The sequence below is a fragment of the Streptomyces sp. NPDC003027 genome, from assembly GCF_053591435.1.
Genome location: NZ_JBSFTU010000016.1, coordinates 47,671 through 69,616, shown reverse-complemented (window position 1 = coordinate 69,616; position 21,946 = coordinate 47,671). Strand labels below are relative to the sequence as shown.

At 70.7% G+C, this 21,946-nt stretch carries 25 protein-coding genes; 14 read left to right on the top strand and 11 right to left on the bottom strand.

Annotated elements, in window-relative coordinates; all coding sequences use genetic code 11:
- Nucleotides 1–6: 6 nt before the first annotated feature.
- The 4 genes from ACWDX6_RS14315 (at nucleotide 7) to ACWDX6_RS14300 (ending at nucleotide 5,639) form a co-directional block, all read left to right on the top strand.
- Entirely contained in the window at nucleotides 7–1,065 is a 1,059-nt protein-coding gene (locus tag ACWDX6_RS14315) for a 3-oxoacyl-ACP synthase III family protein (RefSeq protein WP_451485236.1), read from the top strand.
- Nucleotides 1,066–1,283: 218 nt separating this feature from the next.
- Nucleotides 1,284–4,649 carry a FlgD immunoglobulin-like domain containing protein gene (locus ACWDX6_RS14310; protein WP_451485235.1) on the top strand — a complete coding sequence of 1,122 codons (3,366 nt, stop codon included), beginning with the start codon at nucleotides 1,284–1,286 and terminating at the stop codon, nucleotides 4,647–4,649.
- A gap of 28 nt (nucleotides 4,650–4,677) precedes the next feature.
- Nucleotides 4,678–5,349 (top strand): pyridoxal 5'-phosphate synthase, encoded by a 672-nt coding sequence (locus tag ACWDX6_RS14305; protein WP_451485234.1) that lies wholly within the window; start codon nucleotides 4,678–4,680, stop codon nucleotides 5,347–5,349.
- 41 nt (nucleotides 5,350–5,390) lie between these two features.
- Entirely contained in the window at nucleotides 5,391–5,639 is a 249-nt protein-coding gene (locus tag ACWDX6_RS14300; protein ID WP_451485233.1) for an SCO4226 family nickel-binding protein, read from the top strand.
- A gap of 30 nt (nucleotides 5,640–5,669) precedes the next feature.
- Here the strand turns inward: ACWDX6_RS14300 and ACWDX6_RS14295 are convergent, their stop codons facing one another.
- The 6 genes from ACWDX6_RS14295 to ACWDX6_RS14270 all read right to left on the bottom strand — a co-directional run bounded on the left by ACWDX6_RS14295 (nucleotide 5,670) and on the right by ACWDX6_RS14270 (nucleotide 10,802).
- Entirely contained in the window at nucleotides 5,670–6,320 is a 651-nt protein-coding gene (locus ACWDX6_RS14295; protein WP_451485232.1) for a TetR/AcrR family transcriptional regulator, read from the bottom strand.
- A 148-nt stretch (nucleotides 6,321–6,468) separates the two neighbouring features.
- A complete protein-coding gene (locus ACWDX6_RS14290; RefSeq protein ID WP_451485231.1) occupies nucleotides 6,469–7,788 on the bottom strand; it encodes a dicarboxylate/amino acid:cation symporter in 1,320 nt (439 codons plus the stop codon).
- A gap of 358 nt (nucleotides 7,789–8,146) precedes the next feature.
- Nucleotides 8,147–8,440 carry a DUF4229 domain-containing protein gene (locus ACWDX6_RS14285; protein ID WP_451485230.1) on the bottom strand — a complete coding sequence of 98 codons (294 nt, stop codon included), beginning with the start codon at nucleotides 8,438–8,440 and terminating at the stop codon, nucleotides 8,147–8,149.
- Between the two features lie 60 nt (nucleotides 8,441–8,500).
- Nucleotides 8,501–9,025 carry an N-acetyltransferase family protein gene (locus ACWDX6_RS14280; RefSeq protein ID WP_451485229.1) on the bottom strand — a complete coding sequence of 175 codons (525 nt, stop codon included), beginning with the start codon at nucleotides 9,023–9,025 and terminating at the stop codon, nucleotides 8,501–8,503.
- 108 nt (nucleotides 9,026–9,133) lie between these two features.
- Nucleotides 9,134–10,297: an aminofutalosine synthase MqnE gene (gene mqnE / locus ACWDX6_RS14275; protein ID WP_451485228.1), complete on the bottom strand. Its 1,164-nt coding sequence runs from the start codon at nucleotides 10,295–10,297 to the stop codon at nucleotides 9,134–9,136.
- Between the two features lie 49 nt (nucleotides 10,298–10,346).
- Entirely contained in the window at nucleotides 10,347–10,802 is a 456-nt protein-coding gene (locus ACWDX6_RS14270) for an Lrp/AsnC family transcriptional regulator (protein ID WP_031013392.1), read from the bottom strand.
- A 125-nt stretch (nucleotides 10,803–10,927) separates the two neighbouring features.
- Between ACWDX6_RS14270 and ACWDX6_RS14265 the strand changes: the two genes are divergently transcribed.
- Complete coding sequence (locus tag ACWDX6_RS14265) at nucleotides 10,928–11,053, top strand: hypothetical protein (RefSeq protein ID WP_451485290.1); 126 nt, start codon at nucleotides 10,928–10,930, stop codon at nucleotides 11,051–11,053.
- Here ACWDX6_RS14265 and ACWDX6_RS14260 read toward each other — a convergent pair.
- A complete protein-coding gene (locus tag ACWDX6_RS14260) occupies nucleotides 11,050–11,733 on the bottom strand; it encodes a UbiX family flavin prenyltransferase (protein ID WP_451485227.1) in 684 nt (227 codons plus the stop codon). The two genes, ACWDX6_RS14265 and ACWDX6_RS14260, sit on opposite strands and share 4 nt — an antisense overlap.
- Nucleotides 11,734–11,825: 92 nt before the next feature.
- Here ACWDX6_RS14260 and ACWDX6_RS14255 point away from each other — a divergent pair, with 92 nt between their 5' ends.
- Nucleotides 11,826–12,431: a rhomboid family intramembrane serine protease gene (locus tag ACWDX6_RS14255; RefSeq protein WP_451485226.1), complete on the top strand. Its 606-nt coding sequence runs from the start codon at nucleotides 11,826–11,828 to the stop codon at nucleotides 12,429–12,431.
- 9 nt (nucleotides 12,432–12,440) lie between these two features.
- On the opposite strand, the gene mqnP is transcribed toward ACWDX6_RS14255, so the two are convergent.
- On the bottom strand, nucleotides 12,441–13,343 hold the full coding sequence (gene mqnP, locus ACWDX6_RS14250; RefSeq protein WP_451485225.1) for a menaquinone biosynthesis prenyltransferase MqnP: 903 nt from the start codon (nucleotides 13,341–13,343) through the stop codon (nucleotides 12,441–12,443).
- Nucleotides 13,340–14,797, bottom strand: coding sequence for a menaquinone biosynthesis decarboxylase (locus ACWDX6_RS14245; RefSeq protein WP_451485224.1), 1,458 nt, complete (start codon nucleotides 14,795–14,797; stop codon nucleotides 13,340–13,342). Before ACWDX6_RS14245 ends, mqnP begins: the two co-directional genes overlap by 4 nt.
- Before the next feature lie 89 nt (nucleotides 14,798–14,886).
- On the opposite strand from ACWDX6_RS14245, the gene ACWDX6_RS14240 reads away from it, so the two are divergent.
- Nucleotides 14,887–15,300 carry a PLD nuclease N-terminal domain-containing protein gene (locus tag ACWDX6_RS14240; protein WP_451485223.1) on the top strand — a complete coding sequence of 138 codons (414 nt, stop codon included), beginning with the start codon at nucleotides 14,887–14,889 and terminating at the stop codon, nucleotides 15,298–15,300.
- Nucleotides 15,300–16,181: a LysR family transcriptional regulator gene (locus tag ACWDX6_RS14235; RefSeq protein ID WP_451485222.1), complete on the top strand. Its 882-nt coding sequence runs from the start codon at nucleotides 15,300–15,302 to the stop codon at nucleotides 16,179–16,181. Before ACWDX6_RS14240 ends, ACWDX6_RS14235 begins: the two co-directional genes overlap by 1 nt.
- On the opposite strand, the gene ACWDX6_RS14230 is transcribed toward ACWDX6_RS14235, so the two are convergent.
- Complete coding sequence (locus ACWDX6_RS14230) at nucleotides 16,087–17,022, bottom strand: DMT family transporter (RefSeq protein WP_451485221.1); 936 nt, start codon at nucleotides 17,020–17,022, stop codon at nucleotides 16,087–16,089. The genes ACWDX6_RS14235 and ACWDX6_RS14230 overlap by 95 nt on opposite strands.
- 149 nt (nucleotides 17,023–17,171) lie before the next feature.
- Here ACWDX6_RS14230 and ACWDX6_RS14225 point away from each other — a divergent pair, with 149 nt between their 5' ends.
- From ACWDX6_RS14225 to ACWDX6_RS14210, 4 genes are all read left to right on the top strand, one after another.
- The gene (locus ACWDX6_RS14225; RefSeq protein WP_451485220.1) at nucleotides 17,172–17,798 is read left to right on the top strand and encodes an NAD(P)H-dependent oxidoreductase; all 627 of its coding nucleotides are present in this window, start codon (nucleotides 17,172–17,174) and stop codon (nucleotides 17,796–17,798) included.
- 283 nt (nucleotides 17,799–18,081) lie between these two features.
- Nucleotides 18,082–18,822: a DUF6879 family protein gene (locus tag ACWDX6_RS14220; protein ID WP_451485219.1), complete on the top strand. Its 741-nt coding sequence runs from the start codon at nucleotides 18,082–18,084 to the stop codon at nucleotides 18,820–18,822.
- Nucleotides 18,819–19,664: a helix-turn-helix domain-containing protein gene (locus ACWDX6_RS14215; protein WP_451485218.1), complete on the top strand. Its 846-nt coding sequence runs from the start codon at nucleotides 18,819–18,821 to the stop codon at nucleotides 19,662–19,664. The genes ACWDX6_RS14220 and ACWDX6_RS14215 overlap by 4 nt, the downstream gene beginning before the upstream one ends.
- Nucleotides 19,665–19,751: 87 nt before the next feature.
- A complete protein-coding gene (locus ACWDX6_RS14210; RefSeq protein ID WP_451485217.1) occupies nucleotides 19,752–19,976 on the top strand; it encodes a hypothetical protein in 225 nt (74 codons plus the stop codon).
- A gap of 618 nt (nucleotides 19,977–20,594) precedes the next feature.
- Here the strand turns inward: ACWDX6_RS14210 and ACWDX6_RS14205 are convergent.
- Complete coding sequence (locus ACWDX6_RS14205) at nucleotides 20,595–20,936, bottom strand: hypothetical protein (RefSeq protein ID WP_451485216.1); 342 nt, start codon at nucleotides 20,934–20,936, stop codon at nucleotides 20,595–20,597.
- 149 nt (nucleotides 20,937–21,085) lie between these two features.
- Here ACWDX6_RS14205 and ACWDX6_RS14200 point away from each other — a divergent pair, with 149 nt between their 5' ends.
- Together ACWDX6_RS14200 and ACWDX6_RS14195 are read left to right on the top strand one after the other, a co-directional pair.
- Entirely contained in the window at nucleotides 21,086–21,370 is a 285-nt protein-coding gene (locus ACWDX6_RS14200) for a GntR family transcriptional regulator (RefSeq protein ID WP_451485215.1), read from the top strand.
- 30 nt (nucleotides 21,371–21,400) lie between these two features.
- Nucleotides 21,401–21,853, top strand: a complete 453-nt coding sequence (locus tag ACWDX6_RS14195) for a nucleoside deaminase (RefSeq protein ID WP_451485214.1) — start codon at nucleotides 21,401–21,403, stop codon at nucleotides 21,851–21,853.
- Nucleotides 21,854–21,946 lie beyond the last annotated feature (93 nt).

Genomic DNA, 21,946 nt, shown 5'->3' with positions numbered 1-21,946 from the left:
ACGACCATGTCCTGCACCACCTCGCCCTGCCTCTCCGGCATCTGGTACACCCAGGGCGGCCCGCTCGAAGAACCCCCGTCCGCATCTCACCGCCACGGCATCCTCGGCACCGGCTCGTACCTGCCCTCGCGCACCGTCGGCAACGGTGAGGTCGCGGCCCGTACCGGCGTCACCGAGGAATGGATCCTGCGCAAGACCGGCATTCGCCTGCGCCACTACGCCGCCGACGACGAGGCCACCTCCGACCTGGCCGCCCACGCGGCCCGCGCCGCACTCGCGGACGCCGGGATACGCCCCGGGCAGCTCTCCTACATCGTGGTGGCCACCTCCACCCCGGACCACCCCCAGCCCGCCACCGCCGCGATCGTGCAGCACCTCATCGGCGCCGGCAACGCCGCCGCGTTCGACGTCAACGCCGTGTGCACCGGCTTCCTCTTCGCCCTCAATGCGGCGTACGGCATCGTCCCCGAGGACGGATACGGCCTCGTCATCGGCGCCGACATCTACTCCCGCATCATCAATCCCACGGACCGCCGCACCGCCGTCCTCTTCGGCGACGGCGCCGGTGCCGTGATCCTCGGTCCCGTGCGGGAACCCGCGGGGATCCTCGCCACCCAGCTGCGCACCTTCGGCGACCTGCACCGCACCATCGAAGTCCCCGCCGGCGGCAGCCGACTGCCCGCCCGCCATCACAGACCGGACGACCCGGCCCACTACTTCGCCATGAAGGGCCGCGACGTACGCGACTTCGTCACCGAACGACTCCCCCTGGCCATCAAGGAGATCCTGCGGGACACCGGCACCGCCCCCGACGACGTCCACCACTTCATCCCGCACCAGGCCAACGGCCAGATGCTCCGGGAGATCGGCCCCACCCTCGGCCTCGACAACGCCCACCACCACCTCGTCGTCGAGGACACCGCCAACACCGGCGCCGCGTCCGTTCCCCTCACCCTCGACCTCGTGCACCGGCGCGGCGCGCTGAAGAGCGGTGACAGCATCCTGCTGAGCGCCTTCGGCGGCGGCATGTCCATGGGCACCACCCTGCTGCGCTGGGCCCGGTGAGGCCGCCCGGGGTCCCCGACGACCTCCACGCGGCGGTTTGAACGAGTTCGAAAGCCCTTCCCCTGGCGCATGGCGCCGCTGTTACGATCCAGGTCCCGGCTCGGGGCCGGAGGAGCGGCCGCACGAACGGCCGCGGGGACGGCCGCACAGGCCGGCCCTCACGAGCCCCGCCCGCGCCGGTCCAGCTTTTCATGGGGAGGGACCCACCCTTGCAGTCCTTGCATCGCCCTGCGCGCACGCGCAGAACACTGGCCGCCGCCACCGCGTTCGGCATCGCGGCCGGCCTGTGCGGAGTCGGCGGCGCCGCCACACCCGCCGTCGCCGACGAACCCGCGTCGAACGAGATCGTCGTCCCGGACCCGGGCCGCTACACCCCGCGCGAGGAGATCCTCAAGCACGCCGGCGCGACCGGCTACGCCCACAAGCAGGAGGGCGTCGGCACCGTCTGGACCGACTACGCGACCGGCACCGACAGCCCGCTCACCGCCGAGCAGGCCGGGGGCCACTCCGGGCTCTCCGCCGCGATCGGCACGGAGCCCTTCGACCAGCCGCGCACCGTCACCGTCTCGGACCTGGCGGCCGGCGCGCAGAAGGCGATCACGATCCCGGCCGGCCAGGTATGGGCCAAGGTGTACAACGCCGACACCACGGTCTCGTACGCCCAGGACGGCACGGGCCGGCTGGTCTCGTTGAGCCTGTGGCAGGCGGCGGCCGAGGGCGCTCCGGTGGAGCGGCCGGTGCGGGACCTGCCGGACGCGACCGGCCCCCTGGTCGTCATCGCGCAGGACACCAAGGGCGCGGTGCTCCGGATCAGGACGGGCGAGACCAACCGCCTCTACCTGCTGGACCACGCGTCGGCCACCCTGACGCAGCTCCCGGACGTCATCTCTCCCAGCAGCTCCATCACCCTGGGGGAGCGTCACGTCGTGGCGCACGCGTCCTTCGGGAAGGAGCTGCACTCCGTCCCTCGCGCGACCCCGGCCGCGAGCCCGGTGGCGACGCCGCTGCCCGCGCCGACCGGCTCCGAGGGACCCGGCACGATGGTCAGCGTCGTCGGCGACACGCTGCTCTTCCAGCGCACCCTGACCTCTCCCGAGAACGGCTTCGAGCGGGGCAACGCGGTCCGCGCGATCCCGATCGGCGGCGGCACGGTCACCGACGTGCTGTGGCGCGCGCAGGAGGACGGCTTCGCCGTCGCCCCCGACGGCAGCGTCCTCGTCGCGGGCGGCACGAAGGCCCGTGACTGGGCCCTGCACCGGATCACCGCCGGCGCCGACGGCGTCCCGCACACCACCGTCGTCCGCAAGATCCCGCAGGTTCCGGCGACGTACCAGGGGATCGCCCTGGGCGGCGGGCGGCTGAGCTACCTCGCCGACACCGAGTCCTACGACATGACCGGCCTCTACGACGTCGACACCAATGTGGTGTGGGCCCCCGCCGCCAAGCTGCGGACCAAGCAGAACGTACTGCGGCCGGGCCTCGCCTCCCTCGGCGACGGCGACACCGTCTTCGCGCAGGGGAACGCCCTCCTCTCCCCCATCGTCCCCGGGGCGATGCGGATCGCGGACCTGCCGGGCCCCGGTGACGTCGTCGACGGTGCCGGCCGGTACGTCCTCGCGCGCAGCGGTGACACCACGTGGGTGGCCGACCTGGAGGACCACAGCCTCCACACACCGGACGTGGAGCTCACGCTGACGGACTCCGCCGCCGCGCTGTGGGACACCAAGGTCTGGAAGCCCGCCGCCACCGCCGGCCAGGTCAACTCCTACGACCTGAGGACCAAGGCCACCTCGACCCCCCTCGACCTCGGCTCCGGCTGCAAGCCCACCGAGCTCCAGGCCGTCGGCCGCTGGCTGTACTGGGCCTGCGGCGCCGACAAGGCCGGCGTCTACGACCACACGTCGAAGAAGAGCGTCCCCGTCCCCACCGGTGAGGCCCTGCTCGGCGACGGCTTCGTCGTCCGCCACGAGGGCGACAAGCTGAGGCTCACGGACGCCGGCACCGGTCAGACCACCGACTTCGCCGACCTTCCGGCGTCCGCGTCGGGCTCCGGCCGGCGCACCACCTGGACCGTCGACAAGTTCGGCGGCGGCGTGGCCTACGTCGACGCCGAGAGCGACATCCACGTCAAGCGGGTCGACATCGCCCCGCAGCCGATGGCCTCCCTCGACTCCTCCGTCCCGCCGGTCCTGTCCTTCGACGGCCACGCCGGCGCCGAACCGGCCGTGACCTGGTCCCCCGTCTGGCGCTTCTCGCGGCCGGTCGGCAGCTGGAGCCTCGTCGTCACGGACCGCCACGGCCAGACCGTGCGCAGCACGGGCGGTGGCTCCGGCAAGGGCGCGGCCGTCGCCGCGACCTGGAACGGCGAGGACACGCGGGGCCGCGGCCTGGCCGACGGCGACTACACCTGGTCGCTGCGGGTCCTCCCCGTCGGCGGCGTCGTGCCCGCCGACGAGCGGACGCTGACCGGCACCGTACGGCTGGAGGGCAGCTCCCTCACGACGCTCCGGAGCACGTACCAGCCCCTCACGCCGACCCGGCTGATGGACACCCGCAGCGGCCTCGGGGTGCCTCAGGGCAAACTCGGCCCCGGCGGATGGGCGCGGCTGAAGGTGACGGGCGTCGCCGGCGTCCCCTCGACGACCGTCACGGCCGTCGTCCTGAACGTGACGGCGACCAACGCGACGGCGGGCAGCTTCGTCTCGGTCTACCCCGACGGCACGGAGCGCACCAGCGCCTCGAACCTCAACTTCAAGGCGGGGCAGACCGTTCCGAACCTGGTGACGGTCCCGGTCGTCAACGGCCATGTCGACTTCTTCAACAAGAACGGCGACGTGGACCTGATCGCCGACATCGCCGGCTTCTACTCCGACCGCAGCGGGGGCTCCACGTACCAGCCGGTCACCCCGAACCGTCTGATGGACACCCGTACGGGCATCGGCGTGCCGAAGGCGAAGGTCGGTGCGGGCCGGACGGTGACGCTCCCGGTCACCGAGCCCGGCGCCACGGCCGTGGTCCTCAACGTGACGGCGACCAACCCGACCGCCGGGAGCTTCGTCTCGGTGTACCCGTACGGCACGGAGCGCACGGCCGCGTCGAACCTCAACTTCGTCGCCGGCCAGACCGTCCCCAACCTGGTGGTCGTCCCCGTCAAGGACGGCAGGGTCACCTTCTACAACCGGGCGGGCACCGTCGACCTGATCGCCGACGTGGCCGGGTACTTCAAGACGGGCTCCGGTTCGCTCTTCACCGGCATGCAGCCCAAGCGGCTGCTGGACACGCGTGACGGCACCGGCGTGCCGAAGGCGAAGATCGGCGCGGGCCAGACGGTCACCCTGACCGTCGGTACGAAGTACACGGCCGTGGTCCTCAACGTGACCGCGACCAACCCGACGGCGGCGAGCTTCGTCTCCGTCTACCCCTACGGCACCCAGCGCACCGCCGCGTCGAACCTCAACTTCGTCGCCGGCCAGACCGTCCCCAACCTCGTGGTCGTCCCCGTCAGGAACGGCAGGGTCACCTTCTACAACCGGGCGGGCACGGTCGACCTGATCGCCGACATCTCCGGCTACTACACCGGCTGACACCCGCTCCGCCCACCCGCAGGGCCTCATGATGGACGCCATGAACGATGCGCGTTTCCATGAGGCCCTGCGGTCTTCCCGGGTCTGGGACACCGAGCTGCCCTCCTTCGACCCCGCCACCGCCCCGGCCGCGCCGGTCGCCCTCTTCCACGACTGGTTCGTCGAGGCGGCCGAGGCCGGGGCCGTCGAGCCGCAGACGATGTCCCTGGCCACGGTCGACGAGGAGGGCCGGCCGGACGTACGGACGGTCATGCTGCACGGCGCCGACGAGCGCGGCTGGCACTTCGCCTCGCACTCCACCAGCGCCAAGGGCCGCCAGCTCGCCGCCCGCCCCGACGCCGCGCTCGGCTTCTACTGGCCGAAGCGGGGCCGCCAGGTACGGGTGCGCGGCCGGGTGACGACCGGGACGCCGGAAGAGGCGTACGCGGACCTCCACGCCCGCACCACCGGCGCCCTGGCCTCGGCGCTGGTCGGCAGGCAGAGCGAGGTCCTGCCGTCCCTGGAGAGGCTGGCCGAGGCGAGCGCGGCGGCCTGGGAACGGGCCCACGCCGAGCCGGAGGCGGAGTCGAAGACCTGGACGCTGTACGTCCTGGAGCCGTCCGCGGTCGAGTTCTTCCAGGGCGACGGGGAGCGGCGGCACGTGCGGCTGCGCTACCGCAGGCAGGGCGAGAGCTGGGCCCGCGAGCTGCTCTGGCCGTGACCGGGCGGGGAGCGCACCATGGAGGTGGAGGTGTGAGAACCATGGGAACGTACATGGATGTTCACCGCGGCATGGTGGGAATCACCGCGGAACAGCTGAACGAGGCGCACGCCGCCGACCTGGCCATCGAGAAGGACGAGGGCGTGCACTTCCAGAAGGCCTGGGCCGACCCGGAGTCCGGCACGGTCTACTGCCTGTCGACGGGCCCGTCGGCCGAAGCCGTCCAGCGGATCCACTCCCGTACGGGACACGAGGCCGACGAGATCCACGAGGTGAAACTGTCGGTGTGAGGCCGCTCGACGAGATGAACGGCCCTGAGGTCAACGAGGCGACCAGCGTTCGTTGTTCATGAGGTTGCCCAGGCCCGCCCAGCAGAAGTTCATCAGCGTCGCCGCCGCCTCCCAAGGCCCCGTACCCGGCGTCTCGTTGGCCCAGTCGGCCAGCGACTCCGCCGCCCCCACCAGGGCCCGGGACAGGGCGGCCACGTCCCGCCCGGCCGTCTCGGGGTCACGGTGCGTGGCGCGGTGCGTCTTCTTCGCCGTGGCCCCGATCAGCGTTCCCACGTAGGCCACGATCTCGTCCCGCATCTGCGCCGCCTCGCCGGCGAACGGCTCGCCCTGCGTGCGCGCCTGCCGGCTCAGCACCGCCCAGCCGTCGGGGTGCTCCGCCGTGTGCGTGAAGAAGGCCAGCAGGCCGGCCCACAGCTGCTCGTCGGCCGGCAGCCGGGGGTCGACGGCGGCGGACACGGCGGCGAGCAGCGCCTGCGCCTCCCGCCGGATGCAGGCGGTGAAGAGGTCTTCCTTGGAGTTGAGATAGAGATAGACCAGCGGCTTGGAGACGCCCGCGAGTTCGGCGATCTCGTCCATGGACGCGGCCTGGTAGCCGCGTTGCCCGAACGTGCGCACGGCGGCGTCCATCATCTGCCGCTCCCGCACCGCACGTGGCAGACGCTTCGCCTTCGTGGCACCCACGCCGGACATCCTTCCGCCCCGCCCCCGCACTCGGCCCCGCCCCGCACTCGCGGCCTCTCGCCCCAAGCCTACGTGCCCCCTGCCCGGACGGGGGCAGAGGGCACGTGGGGCCGGAACGCGGGGGAACCGGACGGGAGTCGGGCGTGAGTCAGGCCGCGACGGCCAGCGGCTCGCGCTCGTCCACCGGGGAGGAGGAGGCCGAGTTGTACTTCTCGACGTCCAGGATCTTCTCGCGGGCGGCGACGACGACCGGGACCAGCGCCTGGCCGGCCACGTTGGTGGCGGTCCGCATCATGTCGAGGATCGGGTCGATCGCCATCAGCAGACCCACGCCCTCCAGCGGGAGGCCCAGGGTGGAGAGGGTCAGCGTCAGCATGACCGTCGCGCCGGTCAGACCCGCGGTGGCCGCGGAGCCGACGACCGAGACGAAGGCGATCAGGAGGTAGTCCTGGATGCCCAGCTGGACGTCGAAGATCTGCGCGATGAAGATCGCGGCGAGCGCCGGGTAGATCGCGGCGCAGCCGTCCATCTTGGTGGTGGCGCCGAACGGGACGGCGAAGGAGGCGTACTCCTTCGGGACGCCGAGGCGCTCGGTGACCTTCTGGGTGACCGGCATGGTGCCGACCGAGGAGCGGGAGACGAAGGCCAGCTGGATAGCTGGCCAGGCGCCCTTGAAGAACTGGAGCGGGTTGACCTTGGCGACGGTCGCGAGCAGCAGCGGGTAGACGCCGAACATCACCAGCGCGGAGCCGATGTAGACGTCGGCGGTGAAGGTCGCGTACTTGCCGATCAGCTCCCAGCCGTAGTCGGCGATGGCGAAGCCGATGAGGCCGACGGTGCCGATCGGGGCGAGGCGGATGACCCACCACAGGGCCTTCTGCAGCAGCTCCAGGACGGACTCGGCGAAGGTGAGGATCGGCTGGGCCCGGTCGCCGAGCTTCAGCGCGGCGACACCGGCGACGGCGGCCATGAAGACGATCTGCAGGACGTTCAGCTCTGTGAAGGGCGTGATGACGTCGCTGGGGATGATCCCGGTCAGGAAGTCGATCCAGGTGCCCTCGCGCTTCGGCAGCTTGCCGTCCTGCGGGGTGAGGCCGGTGCCGGCGCCGGGGTTGGTGAGCAGCCCGATCGCGAGGCCGATGCCGACCGCGATCAGCGACGTGATCATGAACCAGACGAGCGTCTGGGCGGCCAGCCGGGCGGCGTTGTTGACCTTGCGCAGGTTGGTGATCGACACCAGGATCGCGAAGAAGACGAGCGGGGCGACGGCCAGCTTCAGAAGCTGGACGAAGATGTCGCCGACCTGGCCGAGGGTCTCCTTGAGCCAGCTGACGTCCTGGCTGCGGGCGAGCCAGCCGAGCAGGACGCCGAGGACGAGACCGGCGACGATCTGGGCCCAGAAGGGGACCTTGGGTATACGGGACGGGGACTTCGTCACGGGCGCGGACGCGGACGCGGACACAGACACACTCCACAGGTGCGTATCGGGAAATACGGGGACGGGGGGTGCGGCACACGCGCTCAGGCGTGCCGCTGCATGATGCCGGGGTCAGAGCTCGCGGCAACAGACCGCGGACATACAGCGGCACAGATCGACATGCAGGCGCGCCACGAGCGGGCTGCTCATGGCGTCGGGGAGTCGCACTGCCGTCTTCACGCCGAACACGTTAACACTTGAACTTTGAGAACCTCAAAGCCCTTCTTTGAGGCGAGGGAGCGCCTTCCCGCCTGCGAAACGCAGAACACCCCGGTCAGGAGCCTTCGAAGCTCCCGTCCGGGGTGGTCGGGTATGTCCTACTGTGAGCAAACTTACGTCGGCCCCGCGACTACGCGGCGTCCTCCTGGGACCGGTTCGCCTCCAGGCGACCCTTCGCGTGGTCGACCTTGGCCGCGATCCGCTCCGCCATCGCGTCCCGCTGCTTGCGCAGCAGCACGAAGCTGAGCGGCGCGGAGATCACGACGGAGAGAACCAGCACCCACAGCAGGTTGGAGTCGCCCAGGCCACGGGGCAGCACGCCGACGTAGACCAGACCCCACAGGACGAAGAAGCACCCGGCGAAGACGCCGAGGCGCATGAGGGTGTACCGGAGGGTGGCTGCGCCCGTCCCGTTCTCGGACACGACGGCCCCTTTCTCTGCTCCACTGGTTTGCCCGACCAGTGAAGCATGTCCCTGAAGGGATCAATTCAGCGGGAGCAGCATCACGATGTCGTCCCGGTCGTCCCCGTCCGCCACCCGGATCGCACCCGGAACGCGGCCGACCTCCTTGTAGCCGCAGGAGGCGTAGAAGCGGTCGACGCCCGTGCCGCCCCGGCAGGTGAGCCGGATCGCGTCGATCCCGCCGAAGCCGCGGACCTCGCGCTCGGTCGCGGCCATCAGGTCGCGGCCGTACCCCTTGCCCTGGTGGGAGGGGTGGACCATGACGGTGTAGAGCCAGACCCAGTGCTTCATCAGCCGGTGCGTGTTGTACGCGACGAAGGCGGTGGCGGCGACGGTGCCGTCCTCCTCATGGCCGACGATCAGCCGCATCCGCCCCTCGGCCATGGCGACGAGGTGCTTGACCAGTTCGGGCCGGATCTCGTCGGCGGTCACGGGCGGGACGAAGCCGACGGCGCCGCCGGCGTTCGAGACATCCGCCCAGAGGCGCAGGACGCCGTCTCGCAAGGCGGGGCTGACCGGGGGATCCAGGACAAAGGTAAGGGTCATTGGGGAAGAGTAGCCATTACCGCCATCGTGGCTCAAGAGGTGTCCGAACGCCGGACGGCCGCGGTGCGCAGCAGCGCACCGCGGCCGTCTCGGCACACACGGCAGGCGTCAGACCCGCATGGGCTGCGGCGACTCCCGGCGTCCGGCGTCCGGGCCCGGGTACTCGCGGATGATCTCGTACCGCGTGTTGCGCTCCACCGGCCGGAAGCCCGCGTCCCGGATCAGCTCCAGCAGGTCGTCGCGGGTGAGCTTGTTCGGCGTGCCGTAGTTGTCGGCATCGTGCGTGATCTTGTACTCGACGACCGAGCCGTCCATGTCGTCCGCGCCGTGCTGGAGCGCGAGCTGCGCGGTCTGGACGCCGTGCATGACCCAGAAGACCTTGACGTGCGGCACGTTGTCGAAGAGGAGGCGCGAGACCGCGAAGGTCTTCAGGGCCTCGGCGCCGGTCGCCATGGTCGTGCGCGCCTGGAGCTTGTTGCGGATCTTGCCGTCCCGCATGTCCACGAAGTCGTGCTGGTAGCGCAGCGGGATGAAGACCTGGAAGCCGCCGGTCTCGTCCTGGAGCTCACGCAGCCGCAGCACGTGGTCCACGCGGTGCCGGGGCTCCTCGATGTGCCCGTACAGCATCGTCGAGGGGGTCTTGAGCCCCTTCTCGTGCGCCAGGCGGTGGATGCGGGACCAGTCCTCCCAGTGCGTCCGGTGGTCCACGATGTGCTGGCGGACCTCCCAGTCGAAGATCTCCGCGCCGCCGCCGGTCAGGGACTCCAGACCGGCCTCGATCAGCTCGTCGAGGATGTCGGAGGCGGACATGCCCGAGATCGTCTCGAAGTGGTGGATCTCGGTGGCCGTGAACGCCTTCAGCGAGACGTTCGGCAGCGCCTTCTTCAGCTCGGAGAGGGAGCGCGGGTAGTAGCGCCACGGCAGATTGGGGTGAAGCCCGTTGACGATGTGCAGCTCGGTGAGGTTCTCGCCCTCCATCGCCTTGGCGAGGCGGACGGCCTCCTCGATGCGCATCGTGTACGCGTCCTTCTCGCCCGGCTTGCGCTGGAACGAGCAGTACGCGCAGGAGGCGGTGCACACGTTGGTCATGTTGAGGTGACGGTTGACGTTGAAGTGGACGACGTCACCGTTCTTGCGGGTCCGGACCTCGTGGGCGAGGCCGCCGAGCCAGGCCAGGTCGTCGGAGTCGTAGAGGGCGATGCCGTCCTCACGGCTCAGCCGCTCACCGGCGAGCACCTTCTGCTCCAGCTCGCGCTTGAGTCCCGCGTCCATTTACGGCCGCCTCCCATATCTCCGAAATCAGGCCCCACCCACGCTACCCTCAGCCCTCTTCCGGCAGATCCCCGACCCGGTTCTCCCACTTGGTGGAGAGCACGATCGTGGTGCGGGTCCGGGAGACGCCCTTGGTGCCGGAGAGCCGGCGGATCGTCTTCTCCAGGCCGTCGACGTCGTTCGCGCGCACCTTGAGCATGAACGAGTCGTCGCCCGCGATGAACCAGCAGTCCTCGATCTCGGCCAGGTCCTTCAGCCGGCGGGCCACGTCCTCGTGGTCGGCCGCGTCGGACAGCGAGATGCCGATGAGGGCGGTGACGCCGAGGCCGAGCGAGGCGGCGTCGACGGTGGCGCGGTAGCCGGTGATCACGCCGGCCGCCTCAAGACGGTTGATGCGGTCGGTGACGGAGGGGCCGGAGAGTCCGACGAGCCGGCCGAGTTCGGCGTACGAAGCCCTGCCGTTCTCGCGCAGAGCCTGGATGAGCTGCCTGTCCACGGCGTCCATAGGTATGAAGCCTTCCATTGTCCAGCGATACCGCGAGTTTAGGTATAAAATCTAAGGTACACAGGGGGCGACACCCTGTGAATCTTTCAGCAGATCAAAGACGATCTTTCCGGAGTGGTGTCACCGTGCACACGATCGAGATGGCCCACGCCCGTATGCGCGAGCTGCGGAAGACGGCCAACCGCTCGCGTGCCCACCAGCCGGCCCAGCCGAAGCGCCGCGCCGAGAAGCGCGCGGCGAGGAAGCGCTAATCGCCCCGAGAGCCCGAACCTCCTCCGAGCTCTCCCTCCCAGCGGCGGTACAGCCCGTGCGGCACACCCGCCGCGTCGAGCACGCGCCCGGCGACGAAGTCCACCAGGTCCTGGATGTGCGTCGCCCCCGCGTAGAACGCCGGAGAGGCGGGCAGCACCACGGCGCCCGCCTCGTCCAGCGCCACCAGGGCCTTGAGCGTCTGCCCGTTCAGCGGGGTCTCCCGCACCGCGACCACCAGCGGCCGCCGCTCCTTGAGCGTCACGCTCGCCGCCCGTTGCAGCAGGTCCTTCGAAAGCCCCAGCGCCACCCCCGCCACCGAGGCGGTCGACGCGGGCACGATCAGCATCCCCTTCGCCGGGTACGACCCCGAGGACGGCCCGGCGGCCAGGTCCCCGGCCGCCCAGTACCGCACGCCGCTCACGTCCGGCGCGAACGTGTCGGGATTCCCGTCGGCGCCGCGCGCCAGCCAGGTCGCCAGGTCCTCGCGCCAGTGCGCGTCCCGGAAGGCGATCCCGGTCTCGTCGAGCAGCGTCAGCCGCGACGCACGCGACACGACCAGATCGACGCTCTCCCCCGCTGCGAGCAGGCCCCTCAGCACGGCGGCGGCGTACGGGGTCCCCGACGCCCCGGACACCCCGACCACCCAGGGACGACGCTGCTGTTCCTCTACCGGCTCCACACCGACGAGCCTATCCGGCCCGCTCCCCGCGGAACTGAGTAAGGTGTCCCGGACGTTTCCGGGGGGAAGCGCACGACCGCAGGGGGGTCGCGATGACCGAACCGCACACCCGCGTCTGGACCTCGGCCGACCGGGGCAAGGCCGCCGCCAAGATGATGCTCGTCTGGGTGGCCGCCCTCTGGGTGCTCGAGGCCGTCGACCACGCCACCGGCCACGCCCTCGACGCGTACGGCATCGTCGCCCGCGACCCGGACGGCCTCGGCGGGATCATCACCGCCCCGTTCCTGCACTTCGGCTTCGACCACGTCGCCTCCAACAGCGTGCCGCTGCTGATCTTCGGCTTCGTCGCCGCCCTCGGCGGCATCCGCCGCTTCCTCGCCGTCTGCGCCCTGATCGTCGTCGCCGACGGCCTGGGCGTCTGGCTGCTCTCCCCGACGAACTCCATCACCGCGGGCGCCTCGGGCCTCGTCTTCGGCCTCTTCGGCTATCTGGTGATCCGGGGCTTCGTGGAGCGCAAGCTCCTCGGCATCGCCGTGGGCGTGACGATCGCCGCGATCTGGGGCGGCACCATGCTGCTCGGCGCCCTCCCCACCGACAGCGCGGTCAGCTGGCAGGCCCACCTCGTCGGTCTGGTGGCCGGCGTGGGCGCGGCCTTCCTCTTCCGGCCCGCGGGCCGACGCCCGGCCCTCACCCCGTGAGGCGGGCCGTCAGACCGTCAGACCGCGCACCAGCAGGTCGAGCAGGGCGCAGACGAAGAGCGAGATCCCGATGAAGCCGTTCGTCGTGAAGAACGCCCGGTTCAGCCGGGACAGGTCGTGCGGCTTGACGATCGTGTGCTCGTAGCAGAACGCGACCACCACGATCACCAGCCCCACCCAGAAGAAGAGCCCCGCCTGCGTCGCCAGCGCGTACCAGACGAGCAGCCCCGTCGTCACGACCGCCGACCCGCGCGCCCCCCACAGCGCCGCCGGGATGCCGAAGCGCGCCGGGACGGACTTCACGCCGTGGGCGCGGTCCGCCTGGACGTCCTGGCAGGCGAAGATCAGGTCGAAGCCGCCGATCCACACCCCGACGGCCAGCCCCAGGATCACGGCGTGCCAGGACCACTCCCCGGTCACCGCGATCCAGGCCCCGATCGGCCCCATGGCCTGCGCGACGCCCAGGATCGCGTGCGGGAAGTTCGTGAACCGCTTCCCGTACGGATAGATCACCATCGGGACCACCGCGAGCGGCGCGAGCGCCAGGCACAGCGGGTTCAGCAGCGCGGCCGCGCCGAGGAAGACGACGACCGCTATCCCCGCCCCGGTCCACGCCGACCGCACGGACACGGCCCCCGTCACCAGCTCGCGCCCCGCCGTCCGCGGGTTGCGGGCGTCGATCTCGCGGTCGATGATCCGGTTGCAGGCCATCGCGAAGGTCCGCAGCCCCACCATGCAGACGGTGACGAGCAGCAGCGTGACCCAGTCGACGCTCCGGTCCCGCTGGAACATCGCGGTCAGCGAGGCGATGTACGCGAACGGCAGCGCGAAGACCGAGTGCTCGATCATCACCAGGCGGAGGAAGGCCTTCGTCCGCCCGGGTGCGGGGGCGGCGGCAGCGGCGCCGGTCACAGGCCGTACTCCTTCCACCGGCGGTCCACGAGCGCGGCCGTCGCCGGGTCGGACTCGACCATGTCCGGCCAGCCGCCGTCCCGGGTGTAGCCCTCCTCGGGCAGCTTCTTCGTGGCGTCGATGCCCGCCTTGCCGCCCCAGAACTGCTGGTACGAGGCGTGGTCCAGGTGGTCGACCGGTCCCTCGACGACGGTGAGGTCGCGGGCGTAGTCCGTGTTGCCGAGCGCCCGCCAGGACACCTCGTGCAGATCGTGCACGTCGCAGTCCTTGTCCACGACGATGATCAGCTTCGTCAGCGACATCATGTGCGCGCCCCAGATGGCGTGCATGACCTTCTGCGCGTGCTTCGGGTACTTCTTGTCGATCGAGACGATCGCGCAGTTGTGGAAGCCGCCCGACTCCGGCAGGTGGTAGTCCACGATGTCCGGCACGATGATCTTCAGCAGGGGCAGGAAGAAACGCTCCGTCGCCCGCCCCAGCGGCCCGTCCTCCGTCGGCGGCCGCCCCACCACGATCGACTGCAGCAGCGGACGCTTCCGCATCGTCACGCAGTCGATCCGCAGCGCCGGGAACGGCTCCTGCGGCGTGTAGAAGCCCGTGTGGTCGCCGAAGGGCCCCTCCGGCAGCATCTCGCCCGGCTCCAGCCAGCCCTCGACGACGACCTCCGCGTTCGCCGGCACCTGGAGCGGCACCGTCTTGCAGTCGACCATCTCGATCCGCTTGCCCTGCACGAAGCCGGCGAAGAGGTACTCGTCGATGTCACCGGGCAGCGGCGCCGTCGACGCGTACGTCACCGCCGGCGGGCAGCCGAAGGCGATCGCGACCGGCAGCCGCTCGCCGCGCGCCGCGGCCACCGCGTAGTGGTTGCGGCTGTCCTTGTGGATCTGCCAGTGCATGCCGATGGTGCGCTTGTCGTGGCGCTGGAGCCGGTAGAGCCCGAGGTTCCGGATGCCCGTCTCGGGGTGCTTGGTGTGCGTCAGACCGAGGTTGAAGAAGGACCCGCCGTCCTTGGGCCAGGTGAACAGCGCCGGAAGCGCGTCCAGGTCGACGTCGTCGCCGGTGAGCACGACCTCCTGCACCGGCGCGTCGGCGGACTTCACCTTCTTCGGCGGCACGTGCACCATCGAGCCCAGCTTGCCGAAGGCCTCCCGGACCCCGACGAAGCCGTGCGGCAGCTCCGGCTTGAGCAGGCCGCCGATCTTCTCGCTGATCTCGCCGTACGACTTCAGGCCCAGCGCCTTCAGCAGCCGGCGGTCCGTCCCGAAGACGTTCATCGCGAGCGGCATGGCGGAGCCCTTGACGTTCTCGAAGAGGAGCGCCGGGCCTCCCGCCTTGTTCACCCGGTCGACGATCTCCCCGACCTCCAGGTACGGATCGACTTCGGCCTTGATGCGCTTGAGGTCGCCTTCGCGCTCCAGGGCCCTGAGCAGCGAGCGGAGATCGTCGTAAGCCATAGGGGCCAGTATCCGCCACCCGATAGGCTGGGCCTGTCACCGGGGCCGTCGAATCGGGTCCCGCCACCGCTTCCAGGGGGCTGTCCCACATGCTCAGGGCGCTGATGTTCATCCTGCCGTTGGCGCTGGCGATCTACGCCTGCATCGACTGCGTCACCACCCCCGACGACGAGGCCAGGTATCTGCCGAAGGTGGTCTGGGTCTTCCTCATCCTGCTGTTCCCCGTGGCGGGGTCGGTCGTCTGGTTCGCCGTCGGCAAGATGCGCCGTACGAACGCCGGAGCCGGCGGCCGTACGCCCTCGGCATGGCACCGCAACCACCGCAGCGAGTGGGTCGCCCCCGACGACAACCCCGACTTCCTCGAGTCCCTCAAGGACGAGGCTGTGCCTGATGAGAAGCGGGCGAAGGACGAGGCTCTCCTCAAGGACTGGGAGGCGGACCTGCGCCGCCGCGAGGAGGAGCTGAAGAAGCGCGAGCAGGGCGACGACGACAAGGACCAGTGATGGAGCTCAGGCTCCTGGCCACCTTCGAGAAGGTCGCGACCGTCCTCTCCTTCACCCGCGCCGCCGCCGAGCTGAGGTACGCCCAGTCCAGCGTGACCGGCCAAGTCCGCTCCCTGGAGTCCTCGCTCGGCGTGGAGCTGTTCGAACGGCTGGGCAGCCGCATCCGGCTCACCGAGGCCGGCGAGCGGCTGCTGCCGTACGCCCGCCGGATCATCGAACTCTCCGACGAGGCGCGGGCCGCGGTCGTGGCCACCGAGGAGCCGGCGGGGACGATCGCCGTCGGCACGATGGAGTCGCTCACCTCCTACCGGCTGCCGCCGCTCCTGGAGCTGTTCCACCACCGCTACCCCGAGGTGCGGCTGACGCTGCGGCCCACGCTCGGCGACGAGACCCGGCAGGCGCTGCGCCAGGGAACGTACGACATCGGTTTCCTGATGGAGCCGGAGACCGAGCACGCCGGCCTGGAGAGCGAGGTCCTCGCCGCCGAACCCCTGGTGCTCGTCGCCGCGCCCGGGCATCCGCTGGCCGGCCGGCCCGGTCTGGCCGGCGCCGACCTGGCGGAGGCCCAGCTGGTGGGGACCGAGCCGGGCTGCCCGTACCGCGACCTGTTCGAGCGGGAGCTGCGGGAGTGGGCGCCGCCGTTCATGGAGTTCGGCACGATCGAGGCGACCAAGCGGGGCGCGGCGGCCGGTCTGGGGATCGCCCTGCTGCCCCGGGTCACCGTCTCCGAGGAGCTGGCGTCCGGGGCGCTGGTGGCGCTGGACTGGGAGCCGCCGTTCACCCTCTTCACGCAGATCGCGTGGCGACGGGGGAAGCGGCTTCCGGCGCACGTGCGGCTGTTCGTGGAGCAGGCGCGGCGGCTCGTGCGAGAGTCACCTTGAGGCTCGCGAGCACGATCAGCGGGACGCCGAGGGCCTGGACGAGACCGATGTGGTGCCCGTACACCGCCCAGTCGGCGAGCATGGCGACCGCCGGGTAGGTGAAGGCGAGGACGGCGATCTTGGCGGTGGGCAGCTTCTGGTAGGCCGCGTACATCAGCACGTACATGAGCCCGGTGTGGACGAGCCCGAGCCCGGCGAGCCACAGCCATCCGGCACCGAGGCCGGCCGTGGACCCCATGTCCACGAAGGGCAGCAGCAGCGGGAGGCCGACCAGCACCTGCACGAGGGCGATCAGATGCGGCCGTACGCCGGTGATCCGCTTGGTGACGATCGTCGACAGCGCGTAGAGCACGGCGGCGGCGAGCGCGAGCCCCAGGCCCTTGAGGGAGGCGGTGTCCCCGGGCCGTATCCCGGAGACGAGGACGAGCCCGACGAAGGCGACGGCAAGCCAGCCGAACCTGGCGGCGGTGATCCGCTCCCGGAACAGCACGGCGCCGAAGAGCACCAGGAAGAACGGCTGGGTGTGGTAGACGACGGTGGCGAAGGAGATCGAGGTCGCCTCGTACGCCTCGAAGAGGAACACCCAGTTGAAGACGATGAACATGCCGCCGAGGGCGGCCAGTCCGAGCTTCTTCGGCGTGAGCCCGTGCCCGGCGAAGTAGCCGCGGGCCAGGCTGTACGCGCCGAGGGCGGCGGCCCCGAAGAGGCACCGGAAGAACACCACCTCGAAGGGCGAGGCCCCCGACTCGACGACGAAGATGCCGAGGGTGCCGGACAGCACCATGGCGAGGGTCAGTTCGAGGGTCCCTCGGGTCTGCGTTCGGTTCGTCTCGTTTCTCATGCCGGCGACGCTACGGAGGCGCGGGGTGGCCGGTCCACGAGCCAGTGGGGCGTCCTGCCGATGGGGGGATCGGCGGAGCCGATGGGCGGCCGGAATACCGCCCCATCAGGCGGAGTTGGCACCGGGGCACCCCTGACACCGGAGGAGACATGACCCTCGACGCCGCACCTGGCACGGACCGCTCGTTCCTCTTCGTCCTCGGCAGCTCCCGCGCCGACGGCAACTCCGAGACACTGGCCCGCGCGGCCGCCGCGCACCTGCCCGCCGACATCCCGCAGCGCTGGGTGGATCTGAACCGGCTTCCCCTGCCCGACTTCCAGGACGGACGGCACGAGAGTGCCGGGCGGCAGGCCGAGGAGAACGAGGAGTTGCTGTGGCGGGCCACGGTGGAGGCCACGGACATCGTCATCGTCTCGCCCCTCTACTGGTACAGCCTCTCCGCACAGACCAAGCGCTACCTCGACTACTGGTCGGGCTGGCTGAACGTGCCCGGCTCCGACTTCAAGGAGCGCATGGCGGGTGGCACGCTGTGGGGAGTCACGGCCATGGCGGACGACGACCACGTCGTCGCGAACGGCCTGGTCACCAGCTTGAGCCATTCGGCGGCCTACTTGCGGATGCGGTTCGGCGGCGTCCTGACCGGAACGGGCTCCCGCCCCGGCCGGGTACGAGCCGACGAACAGGCGATGGCCCGCGCCGAGACCTTCTTCCAGGGTGAGGCCCCGCTCGCCCTCTTCCCCTACGAGTACGAGACGAAGGCCGGCGCCGCGGCGTGAGGAGCGCCGTCACCGGAACTCCGGCTCGGGTGGGGCTGTAAGGGCTCGTACCAGCGGGGACACGCTCACCGCGTCGGCGATCTCGGGCGTCACCCACCAGGCGCCGACGACCTGCGTACCGCTTCCTGGCAGCTGGGCTGCCTCCCTCCGGATTTCGGGGGCGGAGGGGGCGCCTTCGTCGTGTTCGGGCAGCCGCTCGACGCAATCCCGCGCAATTCTTACTCGTGCCGCCGCACGGCCGCGCATCCTGGAGCCTCAATCACCCGACAGGGAGGCTTCACACATGCCGCTCAGGTTCCTCGGCACGACCAGTGATGACGGCTCCTGTCCCACCCTGTACGAGGTCGAGTCCACGGGCGAGATCCTCGTGCAGGGCGAGCGCGTCACCGACCCCGCCCAGCTCGCCGAACTCCGCGACGTCAAGGAGTCCGAGACGTTCGTGACCGTCCCCCGCGAGCTGCTGACCCGCTTCGCCCCGCGCGCCGAGGCCCGCGAGATGGTTCCGTTCTCCGAGATCAGCGAGCTCTTCAGCGAGTTCGAGCACACCGCATGGCGCCTGGAAACGCGCCGCGGCTACGCCAGCGACCGCAACGGCCCGAAGTGGGCCCGTTGGAAGGTCGGCGCCGACATCACAGCGGATCCCCTCAACGACTGGCGGGAGAACGTCCAGAAGCAAGTGGCCGCCGGCAAGCGGTTCGAGCGCGTGCGCCTGGTCGACGAGCCGCTCACCGAGGGGCAGGCATTCCTCCTCGCCTCCGGGCTCGGGAACGTCGCAGCCGGCGAGGACATCCGCAACCTCACACGCGCCGAGGCGGAACGACTGCGGCTCCCGAACTACGACTTCTGGCTCTTCGACTCGCGCACGCTCGTCCGCTTCGTCTTCGACGAAGACGACACCACCCTCGGCGTCATCGTCTCGGAGGACCCGGCCGAGGTCGCGGTGGCCTGCCAGGTACGGGACGCCGCATGGCACCACGCCGTGCCCACCGCCGAGTACACGAAGCGGGTACGTTCCTCGACGTGAGCAGTACCGACTTCCAGTCCGGACGGGAAGCCCTCGGCGCGCGGTTGCACGAGCTGCGCGCCGAGACCGGCCTGAGCGGAAAGGAGTTCGCCCAGCTTCTCGGCTGGCCCGCCTCCAAGGTGTCACGGCTCCAGACAGGCAAGCAGACCCCGTCAGTCGGCGATGTGGAAGCGTGGGCTCGCGCCGCAGGGCGGCCCGAGGTCATCGCCGAACTCAAGGCTCGCACCGCCGGTCTTGAGACCACCTACCGTTCATGGCGGCGCCAGCTTGCGGCCGGCCACCGCGCCCGCCAGGAGCAGGGCATCGCCGAGACCGCCGCGACCGGCCTCATCCGTGCCGTCGAGGTCGTCCGCGTGCCCGGCCTGCTCCAAACCCCGGAGTACGCCCGGTACATCTTCGAGCAGAACGCGGAGTTCCGGCAGACGCCGCGAGACGTCGACGCCGCTGTTCGAGCCCGCATACGGCATCAGGAAGCGCTCTACGACCCGGACAAGACTTTCCACTTCCTCATGTACGAAGCCGCGCTGCACGTACGCACATCTCCCGTCCCCGTCCACGTCGCCCAGCTCGACCGCCTCATGGGCGTGATCGGGCTCGACAACGTGAAGCTCGGCATCATCCCCCTCGGCGCTCGGCTGCGGCGCGCTCCGTCACACGGGTTCTGGATCTACGACCGGCGCCTCGTCATCGTCGAGACGATCAACACCGAGATGTGGCTCGCGGACGAGCCGTCGATCAGCTTGTACGAACGGTCATGGGAGTGGCTCGCGGAGTCCGCCGTGTACGGCGAACAGGCGCAGCGTCTCATCGGCCGTGTACGCGCCGCTCTCGGGGCTGCCTGAGAAATTCACCGACGCCCACGGGACTTCTGGCGCAATCCGGCGCAATCACCACGCATAGCCGCTATTGCCCGGCCTAGGTTGCTGCACATGACCCCTGAGACGGACGAGCCGGCAGCCGTGAAGCTGCCCCGCATCGGGACCCTGACGCAGCGGCAGCAGCGCGGCCAGGACTGCGTCTGGTGCGGCATCACCTTGGTCGCCGGAACGGCGGTGGACCTGGGCGAGCGCCCGCTTCGGATACTCGACTACACCGCGCACTGGTTTCCGCGCGCGTGCCGAAGCCACCCCTCGGGCACGGGACCGGTGGTGTGAAGCACGACTCTCCCACCCGCGCCTGCGGCTCGATCACCGGCCATGGCGCGCCGCCACACAGGCCACTGACTCCCTGTGCGTAGGCGTCGACCGCGACCGCCCACGCGCAGGGTTCCGCCCCGATCCCCTTCCTCGACCGGACGGACCGGGGCGAAACCGGGCTCCCGCGAAGAGCCCGGCGCACGACGGCGTGCGGGTAGGCCGCATGCCGGGCACACGCTCAAAGAGCACCGCATGACCGCGACCGCACTTGACACAACGAGGCCGCTGCGGCGCAGCGCCGCTATTGAGGGGGCGCCGGATGGCACAGGCACCCGCAGACGAGATGACGGACGCCGTCCACCCCGCTGTCACGGGGCACGTGGTCCCGGCAGTGGTCGTGGCGGCCGACGATGCAACGCGGTGAGCGGAACTCCGGCTCGGGCGGGGCTGTAAGGGCTCGTACCAGCAGGGACACGCTCACCGCGTCGGCGATCTCGGGCGTCACCCACCAAGCGTCCCCCGCCCGGTCGCGGTGCGGACCGTCATGCCCCACGGCGAGCACGCAGACCGAGCCCGCACACACCGGCCGCATGACCTCCACGACGGCGATCACGGGCCGTCGCGCCCCACAGCGACTCATCGGGCGGCCGTGGCATGGATGTTCCGGTGGTCGACGTCCACCCCGACCGTCGCCAGCCACAACGCCCGCCGACGCCTGCGCTGCGCTGCTCGCGCGGCTGCCACGTAGGGGCGCTCCAACGGTGACCGGGCGCCGTCGAGGAGTGTCGTCTGCTCCTGGGCGTAGGGAGAGCGCCGGGTGGGAGCGCGGTGACGCGGCGCCTGGACGGGCGGGGCCGGGCGGCGGTGGGTGACGGGGCGGGGGCGGTGCCTGCCGGTAGGGGGCAGGGCGAGCATCAGCAGCCCGAGGAGAACGGGGATCAGCGCACTGCCGAGTGCGCGCGCGATAGGGTTCCGCACGTCATCAACTCCCTTGAAGTTGGTGGCCATGCCCCGGGAGGTCTAGCCACCTCGCCGGGGTCTTCGTGTCACACGAGCCTACAAGGCATGTATAGCTCTGCATAGCTTACTAATGGTTCGCACAGGTCTTCGATGCTTACGTTGGTCGTGTGACCGACCGCAGCCAGATCCCCGAGTTCGACCCGCAGGGCCCCCAACTGGTCTACGTCGCGGTGGCCGATCACATCAGCGCCCGCATCGCGGCCGGAGAGCTGGCCCCGGGCGCCCGTCTGCCCGCCGAGCGTGACCTTGCCGAGGAGTACGGAGTCGCCTACCTGACGGTCCGTCGCGCCGCCCGCGTCCTGCGCGAACGCGGCCTGATCCTGACCGTTCACGGCAAAGGCACCTTCGTCGCCGATCCGCTGCCGACGGACGACGGCCACCAGCAGGTGTGACGGCCCCGGCCCGGCGGGAAAAGCTCCCGCATGGACCAGGACCAGGCACGCCGGTGGCTCGCCACCGCGCTCGACGAGGCCCGTGCCGGGCGGGCGGAAGGCGGGATCCCGATCGGCGCCGCGCTCTACGCCGCCGACGGGACGCTGCTCGGGCGCGGGCGCAACCGGCGGGTGCAGGACGGGGACCCGTCGGCGCACGCGGAGACGGAGGCGTTCCGGGCGGCGGGGCGGCAGCGTTCGTACCGGGGGACGACGATGGTGACGACCCTCTCGCCCTGCTGGTACTGCTCCGGGCTCGTGCGGCAGTTCGGGATCTCGCGGGTGGTCGTCGGTGAGGCCCGGACCTTCCACGGCGGGCACGACTGGCTGGCGGAGCACGGGGTCGAGGTGCTGGTGCTCGACGACCCCGAGTGCGCCGCCGTCCTGCGGGAGTTCGTCGAAAAGCATCCGGCCCTGTGGAACGAGGACATCGGCGACGGCTGACGGCGCCGGCGTTCCGGCCGCCGCCGACACCGATATCCCAGACTCGAAAACCCGGACGTCTTCCCAACAGCCCGTCGATATCCTTGAATTGAC

Bases quoted from the DNA above. Each gene is read 5' to 3' on its own strand.
- ACWDX6_RS14315 (WP_451485236.1), top strand. From the start codon at position 7: ATGTCCTGCACCACCTCGCCCTGCCTCTCCGGCATCTGGTACACCCAG.
- ACWDX6_RS14305 (WP_451485234.1), top strand. From the start codon at position 4,678: ATGATGGACGCCATGAACGATGCGCGTTTCCATGAGGCCCTGCGGTCT.
- ACWDX6_RS14300 (WP_451485233.1), top strand. From the start codon at position 5,391: ATGGGAACGTACATGGATGTTCACCGCGGCATGGTGGGAATCACCGCG.
- ACWDX6_RS14280 (WP_451485229.1), bottom strand. From the start codon at position 9,025: ATGACCCTTACCTTTGTCCTGGATCCCCCGGTCAGCCCCGCCTTGCGA.
- mqnE (WP_451485228.1), bottom strand. From the start codon at position 10,297: ATGGACGCGGGACTCAAGCGCGAGCTGGAGCAGAAGGTGCTCGCCGGT.
- ACWDX6_RS14270 (WP_031013392.1), bottom strand. From the start codon at position 10,802: ATGGACGCCGTGGACAGGCAGCTCATCCAGGCTCTGCGCGAGAACGGC.
- ACWDX6_RS14255 (WP_451485226.1), top strand. From the start codon at position 11,826: ATGACCGAACCGCACACCCGCGTCTGGACCTCGGCCGACCGGGGCAAG.
- ACWDX6_RS14245 (WP_451485224.1), bottom strand. From the start codon at position 14,797: ATGGCTTACGACGATCTCCGCTCGCTGCTCAGGGCCCTGGAGCGCGAA.
- ACWDX6_RS14240 (WP_451485223.1), top strand. From the start codon at position 14,887: ATGCTCAGGGCGCTGATGTTCATCCTGCCGTTGGCGCTGGCGATCTAC.
- ACWDX6_RS14235 (WP_451485222.1), top strand. From the start codon at position 15,300: ATGGAGCTCAGGCTCCTGGCCACCTTCGAGAAGGTCGCGACCGTCCTC.
- ACWDX6_RS14230 (WP_451485221.1), bottom strand. From the start codon at position 17,022: ATGAGAAACGAGACGAACCGAACGCAGACCCGAGGGACCCTCGAACTG.
- ACWDX6_RS14225 (WP_451485220.1), top strand. From the start codon at position 17,172: ATGACCCTCGACGCCGCACCTGGCACGGACCGCTCGTTCCTCTTCGTC.
- ACWDX6_RS14220 (WP_451485219.1), top strand. From the start codon at position 18,082: ATGCCGCTCAGGTTCCTCGGCACGACCAGTGATGACGGCTCCTGTCCC.
- ACWDX6_RS14210 (WP_451485217.1), top strand. From the start codon at position 19,752: ATGACCCCTGAGACGGACGAGCCGGCAGCCGTGAAGCTGCCCCGCATC.
- ACWDX6_RS14195 (WP_451485214.1), top strand. From the start codon at position 21,401: ATGGACCAGGACCAGGCACGCCGGTGGCTCGCCACCGCGCTCGACGAG.